Raw genomic sequence first — 7,451 nt, forward strand, 5'->3', positions numbered from 1 at the left:
CATTTCTGCGCGCACGTCACGTTCACGTTGCCTCTTGCGTTGCACACGGCGCCGGACAAGTCCTGTATCCGCTGAGCGCAGGCGATGCGTTTTCGCCTGTTTTCCGGTACGCAGCCGGTACGCATTGTATTGTTCCGCCGAAGCGCATTTTTAACGCATGCGATTTGCGCCTTGTGTGACCACACTGACGCACGCCAGTACGCGCGAGATACGCACATCGGTACGCAGGAGGTACGCAACTTCTCGCACGCCGTTTAACCTGAGATGGGAGAACTTGACGCACGGACTTACACATTTTTTGCGCACCCGCAAGCGCACGGTGCATGCGCTTTCACGGCGACCGTTACGCAATTTCTTCGCACGCGGTGGCGCAGCGTTTCTATAGGGCCTGAACTGTCATTTGCGTGAAAGCCGCGACCTCTGCGCAAAACGTTTACTCCGGGCGACAAAAAATGCAATTAAAACGAGTGATTGCAGGGATAGGCTACCGCCGGTTTTGGGATGCCCATAGGGCCTGTGATCGAGCCGCGGTCATCTCAGGGCGGCAAGGCGACCCTTCTCCGTCGTTTTGCCGGTGTAAAGCAGTGCTTGTTCTTTGACGAGCAATAGTCGTTCAAAAGGCATTGAAGGTTTAGAGCTGCTTGCGCAAACCGCTTGCTGACTCTCAGCCCATTCTCAAGCCCGCCAGCTTCTAAGCGACGATTCGAGCGATGGATCACTGCATCGGCGATTTGCTGTTCGCTCTGAGAAGTTGTGGAGCCAACGGGATAGCAACAGAACCTGCTCTGACGGCTGGCTTGCAGGCACTTGCCTGCTTGAAAGGTTGATCGTCACCGGCTTGCGCCCTGATGCTGGCAAGGCCACCACTCCAACGATAGGCGAGAACGCCCCTTGCCGCAGCTTGCGGCGACGTGCTTGAGGCGTGGCGTGGAAGCTCCATAAGGTGAAGCCGGGCGGCGTGTCGCTGAACCGTCCTTCGTGACGTACAGGCGGCGAACCGCCAGCGCCCAGGACGGCACGCTTTGGCACAACCTGCCGCAGCAAGCCTGGGCGTAGCCCCACAAGCCCCGCCCATTGCATCGATCCGTTGAACTCGCCACTGCTTTCTTTCGCAAGCGCAGCACACAGCACCATAGACGCGAAGGCGTGAGGGATTGAAACCGAATGGCCGTGACGACGAAGGCGGCACGGGGCGCAGTCTGAAAGCCTGGCGGCAATGCCGACATGCCTATTGGATGTCAGCCCACCGTATCAAGATTCCGAACAGCGGCTAGGACAACAGCTTGCCTAAAGCGCGTGTAGCGCTGACTGACTTATGGGGAAGCATTTTTGCAAATAGCAAAGATGGTATCGCGCAGCCACCGATGGGCAGGATCAGCATGGAGGCGAGGATGCCAAATGGCCGACACTTTGATTTCGGGCGTTCGTACCGGGAGTTCAAAGTATTGAACGCCAGCACTACCCGCGTGACCGCTCAGCAAGGCACTGCCAAAGTATGAATGCGGGACGAGTCCGAGAAGATCCGAATGGCGTGCGATTTGCATCGCGTTGGCGTAGGTGAGCACGACCATAGCGATGTTCCTGTGCAGACCCAACTGGCCCAACGCATCGTCTACCGGGCCGGAGAATTGCCGTTTGCGTGATACCACCACGTGCTGGTAGCTAGCGTAGCGTTTCGCGGTCATCCTTGTCAAAAGAGGGTGTCCAGTTCTACAAATGCCCACGAACCGATCACGAAACAGCAACCGCGTCCTCAGTTCCGGTGCAGTGGTTCCGAGTACGCCGACCTCCAGGTCAACCATGCCTTCCCGAAGTGGCCGTGCATCCTTGTCAGGCTTCGATACGAATCGGATACGGACGTGGGGCGCGGTTTGGGTGATCGCCGCCATGAGCGATGCACCGATCAGTTCGACGAAGCCGTCATTCGCACGAATCGTGAACGTCCGCTCCAGTGTGGCAACGTCCAAGGTGCTGTTGGCGGGTTGAAGCGCGGCCTTCGCGTTTCGGGCAAGTTCATGGACGTGCTCGCTGAGTTGCTCGGCATACGGTGTCGGAACCAGCGTCCTTCCCGCTAGCACGAGCAGTTGATCCCCTGTCGCTATCCGCAGTCTCGAAAGCGTCCTGCTCATGGCAGAGGGACTCAAGCCGAGTCGGCGCGCTGCCTTGGTCACGCTGCACTCGGCGAGCAATACATCCAGCGCAGTGAGGAGATTCAAGTCCACGTCTTGCATGTCAAGTCGTCCCCTTTTATTAACTATCGTTGATTCTGATGCAATCGATTATTGCATCCCACGCGTCTGGTGCAATGAATTTTGCTCCACCAGAATCAGGGCTGTCCAATCTCAAGGAACCTTGATGAAACACTCAAGTGACGACAAGGCCCCCGCCATTCTGCTTATCGGCGCATCGCGTGGCCTCGGTCATGCCATGGCCGCCGAACTCTTGAAAAAGGGATGGAACGTCGTCGGCACGACGCGCCCGATCGAAGGCCGAACTCAATTGCATGACCTGGCCGACGAGAACCAAGGCCGCATCGAGGTCGAGACCGTCGACATCTGCGAACCGGAGCAGATCGCGGCACTCCGTGCCCGCCTGTCGGGTCGGGTGTTCGACATCCTGTTCGTGAACGCCGGCACCGCCAATGCAAATCCGAATGACACCATCGGTGAAGTACCCACCGAGGAGTTCATCCGCGTGATGGTCACGAATGCACTTGGCCCTATGCGTACCGTCGAGGTGTTGCAGGATCTTGTCCCCTCCGACGGCCTCATCGGCGTCATGTCGTCGGGACAGGGCAGTATCGCCAACAATACTAACGGTGGGTTTGAAATCTATCGCGGCAGTAAGTCGGCTCTGAACCAGTACATGCGAAGCTACGCCGCCCGACATGACGGAGAGTCGCGCGCCTTATTGTTGCTCGCTCCGGGCTGGATTCGTACTGCATTGGGCGGCCCGAACGCGCCGTTCGGCCTTGAGGAAACCATTCCGGACATCGTGAACACGCTGCTCTCGAAGCGGGGAAAGCCTGGCCTGGAGTACCTCGACCGCATGGGCCGCACTGTCTCGTGGTGAACGGAGGCTCAGCCATGAAACTGATCGGAATTGAAGAGCATTTTCTGACGGATGAGATACACCGGGCCTGGAACGCGATCGGCCTTGAGGCGGTCGATCCGAGCATGGCGTTCCACTCCGGTACGTTCGAGGTTCGCCTGCTCGATCTCGCCGAGGACCGGCTTGCCCTGATGGACGAAACCGGACTGGACGTTCAGGTACTGTCGCTGACCAGCCCCATGCTGCATGACCTCGGACCTGAAAGCCTCGACCTGGCGCGGCGGACCAACGATGCCATCGCCGCCGTGGTCGCGCGTCATCCGGAGCGCTTCCAGGCGCTGGCCACGCTACCGGTGGCGATGCCGGACGAGGCCGCTCTGGAGCTCGAACGTTGCATCAAAGTGCTGGGCTTCAAGGGAACGATGCTGTGCGGGAGGGTGGGCACGCGTAACCTCGACCATTCAACCCTCTCGCCCATCTTCCAAAGCGCGGAGGCGTTGGGCGCACCGATTCTGCTCCATCCCCGGACGCCGGAGTTGGCCGTCAGGGCGGCTTATTATTCAGGCTTCACACCCGAGGTCGACATAGGCTTCGCCACAGTCGGCCTCGGTTGGCACTATGATGCGGGCATCCAGTTTATTCGCCTGGTACTCGCCGGCGTGTTCGACCGCATGCCGGGCCTCCAAGTCATCCTGGGCCATTGGGGCGAACTGGTGCTGTTCTACGCCGAGCGTCTTGCGGTGATGGACCACGTATCTAAGCTGGCCCATCCCATCGCCCACTACCTACGCAACAATCTCTACATCACCGCCAGCGGCATGTTCCTTCCCCATTACCTTGAACGTGCCGCAGGTGTGGTGGGCACGGATCGCCTGCTCTTCTCGACGGACTTTCCTTACCAATACCGTCCGGGCCATGACGCAAGGCGGTTTCTGGAGAATTGCGGGCTCACCGAGCAGGACAAAGCTGGACTCGCGCATGGCAACTGGATGCAACTGACCGGCGAGAAGTAGAAAAGCGCCCGCGATTTACGATTGGTACGAAACCTAGCCCGCGTCAGCGGGCACCGATTGCCGCGCGCAAGACCCTTTCGCGCCCGCCCTGTCGCCGCCCTGTCGCCGCCTGGTCGAAGGCGGCGACAGGGCGATTTTGCGGCGAACGTTGAACCGGGAAAAGTCCCGGCACAACGCGCCGGGACCATGCTGCTGGTCACGCGGTCAACGCGTGGGCCTCCACCTCGTCGGCGTCTTCCGGTGCGGCGGTGTCGTCCACTGCCTTCTGCACGCCTTCCGGCTCCGTGTGGTGCTCGGTCTGGAACGCAGCGGGCATCCAGCCGGTGCTCTCGGTCAGCCGTTCGGCTTCGCTGGCAATGTCGCCTTTCTTCAACTTCGCCAGCCGGGTGACGTGCGCCGGGGCGAACTGCCCCACGGCTTTTCGCCTCGTGCGAACAAGTTAGCTTCGCCCCATTTCCGCAAGGTCACAATCACCGGAAACAGCGCTTCGCCTTTTGGCTTCAGCACATATTCCTGATACGCGGAACCGTCCGACGCGGGGACCACATCGAGCACGCCTGCTTCAACGAGCAGCCGCAACCGATCGGTGAGTATATTGCGCGCGATGTCGAGACTTTCCTGGAACGCGCCAAAGCGGCGCACGCCGTCGAATGCATCGCGCACGATAGCGGAATCGGGAAGGCGCTTACCGAGCGGTTCACACGCTCGCAAGCGGAGGGAGACCTGGCTCCTTCCGCCGATCCTGCGGCTCTCGCCCGATACCTCCACATGGTGGTCATGGGTCTTTCCATCCAGGCGCAGGATGGAATGTCCGAAGTGGAACTCAAGGAGTCAGCTGAGCGCGCTTTGATGGGCTGGCCTGCCAATCCGTAATGGCGGCGGGGATCCGACGCACGCCTGACCCGGATGATGGACGCAGCGGCCATATCTCGTTGACGGAGGTCGCAGGCGCTCGTCTGCCGCAGGCATGCGCTGTTCTATTCCAAGGCAATCGCGAGGTGTTAAGCGACTTCACGGATGAAGAAGCCGCACAGCCTGCTGCCCTGCTCACGCGACCGATTACAAACCGCGACCGCGTCATAAATGCTGATGCACCACTAAACAAGAGGACAAAGAAGGCTTCCAACAACGCACCGAAGACGCGGCCTGCTTCGTCGCATAAAGGTAGGTCTTGCAAGTGCAGAGTTCCGTCGAATCAAGACTTACGAGCCGCGAGAGTTTTTTGCATATTGCAGCGCTTCGGAACGACAGGTTTCGGGCGTCCAGATTCGCAGTTCCAATTTTCGGTTTTGGCCGCACCCGGCCTAACGCCTTCAGCTGAGTCGCATCGCACTAGCCAATCGTTCGTTCCCGAATGCGAATCCGGATGTCCGCGTTAGTCGTTCTGCCGCATACACTCCAGCCCGTGTAATACGATGGCGATTCCGCTGCGAAACTCCTTATCGGGCCCGAGACGTTTCGCTACACGCGCTGTTGCTGACAGTAGCGGATATTCGTTCCGCGGCAATTCAGCCATCGCGTTAGTGCCGGGGCCGTCGAGCGGGCCGAGGTGTTGAGCCTGGAGCGCACCATTGAGATAGCTGACCAGGGTACGCAAGGCGATAACCCTCTGCTCACCGGCGAATCCACCCTCCGTAAGGGCCCTTAGGAATGCCTCGGCGCACCGTTTCACTTCCTGCGAGGCATGGCGGTGGAGCATGAGTAGCGGCACGATCGAGGGGTGTGCGCCAACGGCATTGCGCATGCGCTCCGCGAGCTCCGTTATCTGCTGATTCCACGACGTGCGGGGCGCCAATTCAGTGTCGACCGTCGCTAGCACTTGATCGACAACCAGACGTTCCAGCGCCTCGCGATCCCTGACATAGCGGTATAGCGACATGGTGCCTGCGCCAAGCTCCGCCGCAACGGTTCGCATGGAGAGCGCGGCGAGCCCATCACGATCAGTGACTTGAAGGGCCGCAGCCGCGATGTCGGCAGGCGTGAGCGAACGAGGACGTGGCATGGTCCGGCGAGGAAGTTTCAATGTTTTGTTTCGTTGGCGTACACTGTACTCCTACAAAGGAGGAAAGTCATGCCCACCTCATCCGGACGCCCAAGACTCGAGCCAGGCCAAGTCATCGTTGCTCGCCAGATTACTGCACTGAATGGCACAGTGAAGCTGCCGGACCCGAATCAGCTCGTTCACCTGCAATTCCGACGCTTTGCCGGCTGTCCCGTGTGCGATCTCCATCTGCACTCCATCGCACAACGGCACGATGAGATCGTGTCCGCCGGCATTCTGGAGGTGGCGGTGTTTCATTCGAGTGCCGACGATTTGCGCCCTTTCACGATGGAATTGCCATTCGCAGTCGTTGCCGACCCGCAGAAAAAACTGTACGCGGAGTTCGGTACGGAAGCTTCGCCCCAAGCGTTGCTGAATCCGCGTGCCTGGCGTCCGATCCTGCGCGGTGTGCTGCGCAGCCTTGGCAGGATTCTGCGCGGCAGGCAGCCCGTAACATCCGTCCATACCGAGGGCGGCAAGCTGGGGCTACCGGCCGATTTCCTTATCGCCAGGGACGGGCGGATTCTTGCCTGCAAGTACGGGGTACACATTTACGACCAATGGTCGGTCCATGACCTGTTGACCCAAGTCGGGAAGATCCGATGAGAATCCTGATGGCCTACGGATTTTCGTTGGCAGCAGATCGCTTTAACCTAACGGCATTCGGTGCGACCGACCAGAGCGGCAGCGAAAATCAGGAAGAAAAACACAATCTCTAAGACAAACGTCAGGAACGCGCCGAGGGTTAGTCGATGAATTCGTCCGCGCCGAGGTCGCTCAGGAACGCCTCGTGCTCGCCCAACGCCACTGCGATCAATCGAGCGCCGAGTTGCACCGCGAAATGTCCCACACCGCCCGCAGCTCCATTGACGAGGACGGTCTCGTCCGCAAGCGGCACCGGCTCATGCGTTTTCGGCTGAAGCGGATTCGATTCAGGCAAGGGGATCGAGGCTTCGTTGTGAACAGGCGACGATCAGAACTCGGCGCTTCCTTCGACGGATTATAGGGCACCTTGCCATCACCAAAGAAGCGTCAGTTTCAGCCTGCTGCCTTGGAAGCTAGTGATCGAGCCACGGTTGGGGCAGCCGCTCGCTGCGTTGGTGCGCGTCAATAGCGTGTCGTGGGAAATCGGGCGGCAGCGAGGTCCGCAGCTATAGCCGAGCGCTTGGCTAATCGACGGCTCGCCGCTGCCGCCACAAACAAAGGGTTGCACCTGACCTGCACGACGTGGATCTACGCCGATTTATCAACAGGGGTCTTGACGCGCATCGAACCTGTTTTGCGCGTCATCAATCTCTCCAATATGGTCGCATGCCCATTTACCAAGCTCCAAGACGGGCTTGCTA

Annotated in this window: 7 protein-coding genes and 3 pseudogenes; 5 read left to right on the plus strand and 5 right to left on the minus strand. The window is 59.6% G+C overall.

All coding sequences use genetic code 11. From position 1 onward, the window contains the following. Positions 1-1,313 precede the first annotated feature (1,313 nt). A complete protein-coding gene (locus HB376_RS37325) occupies positions 1,314-2,231 on the minus strand; it encodes a LysR family transcriptional regulator (protein WP_213768705.1) in 918 nt (305 codons plus the stop codon). Positions 2,232-2,355: 124 nt separating this feature from the next. Between HB376_RS37325 and HB376_RS37330 the strand changes: the two genes are divergently transcribed. Beyond that, complete coding sequence (locus HB376_RS37330) at positions 2,356-3,072, plus strand: SDR family NAD(P)-dependent oxidoreductase (protein WP_213768706.1); 717 nt, start codon at positions 2,356-2,358, stop codon at positions 3,070-3,072. Between the two features lie 14 nt (positions 3,073-3,086). Beyond that, positions 3,087-4,064 (plus strand): amidohydrolase family protein, encoded by a 978-nt coding sequence (locus HB376_RS37335; RefSeq protein WP_213768707.1) that lies wholly within the window; start codon positions 3,087-3,089, stop codon positions 4,062-4,064. 196 nt (positions 4,065-4,260) lie between these two features. On the opposite strand, the pseudogene HB376_RS37340 reads toward HB376_RS37335, so the two are convergent. The 3 genes and pseudogenes from HB376_RS37340 to HB376_RS37350 all read right to left on the minus strand — a co-directional run. Further along, positions 4,261-4,485 (minus strand): annotated as a pseudogene (locus HB376_RS37340) (chromosome partitioning protein ParB); the annotation flags it as partial. Then, positions 4,482-4,730, minus strand: a pseudogene (locus HB376_RS37345) (helix-turn-helix domain-containing protein); the annotation flags it as partial. The pseudogenes HB376_RS37340 and HB376_RS37345, both read right to left, overlap by 4 nt. Before the next feature lie 709 nt (positions 4,731-5,439). Continuing rightward, positions 5,440-6,087 carry a TetR/AcrR family transcriptional regulator C-terminal domain-containing protein gene (locus HB376_RS37350; RefSeq protein ID WP_213768708.1) on the minus strand — a complete coding sequence of 216 codons (648 nt, stop codon included), beginning with the start codon at positions 6,085-6,087 and terminating at the stop codon, positions 5,440-5,442. Positions 6,088-6,135: 48 nt separating this feature from the next. On the opposite strand from HB376_RS37350, the gene HB376_RS37355 reads away from it, so the two are divergent. Then, positions 6,136-6,711 carry a peroxiredoxin-like family protein gene (locus HB376_RS37355; protein WP_213768709.1) on the plus strand — a complete coding sequence of 192 codons (576 nt, stop codon included), beginning with the start codon at positions 6,136-6,138 and terminating at the stop codon, positions 6,709-6,711. Positions 6,712-6,850: 139 nt separating this feature from the next. Here HB376_RS37355 and HB376_RS37360 read toward each other — a convergent pair whose 3' ends face one another. After that, positions 6,851-7,045, minus strand: a complete 195-nt coding sequence (locus HB376_RS37360; protein ID WP_255631803.1) for a hypothetical protein — start codon at positions 7,043-7,045, stop codon at positions 6,851-6,853. Positions 7,046-7,136: 91 nt separating this feature from the next. On the opposite strand from HB376_RS37360, the pseudogene HB376_RS37365 reads away from it, so the two are divergent. Continuing rightward, a pseudogene (locus tag HB376_RS37365) lies at positions 7,137-7,262 on the plus strand (DUF3363 domain-containing protein); the annotation flags it as partial. Between the two features lie 8 nt (positions 7,263-7,270). Next, positions 7,271-7,451: hypothetical protein (locus tag HB376_RS37370; RefSeq protein WP_213768710.1), on the plus strand; the 181-nt coding region annotated here is incomplete at its 3' end.

Origin of the sequence: Caballeronia sp. dw_19 (assembly GCF_018449515.1) — a bacterium.
In the GTDB taxonomy this organism is placed as follows: domain Bacteria; phylum Pseudomonadota; class Gammaproteobacteria; order Burkholderiales; family Burkholderiaceae; genus Caballeronia.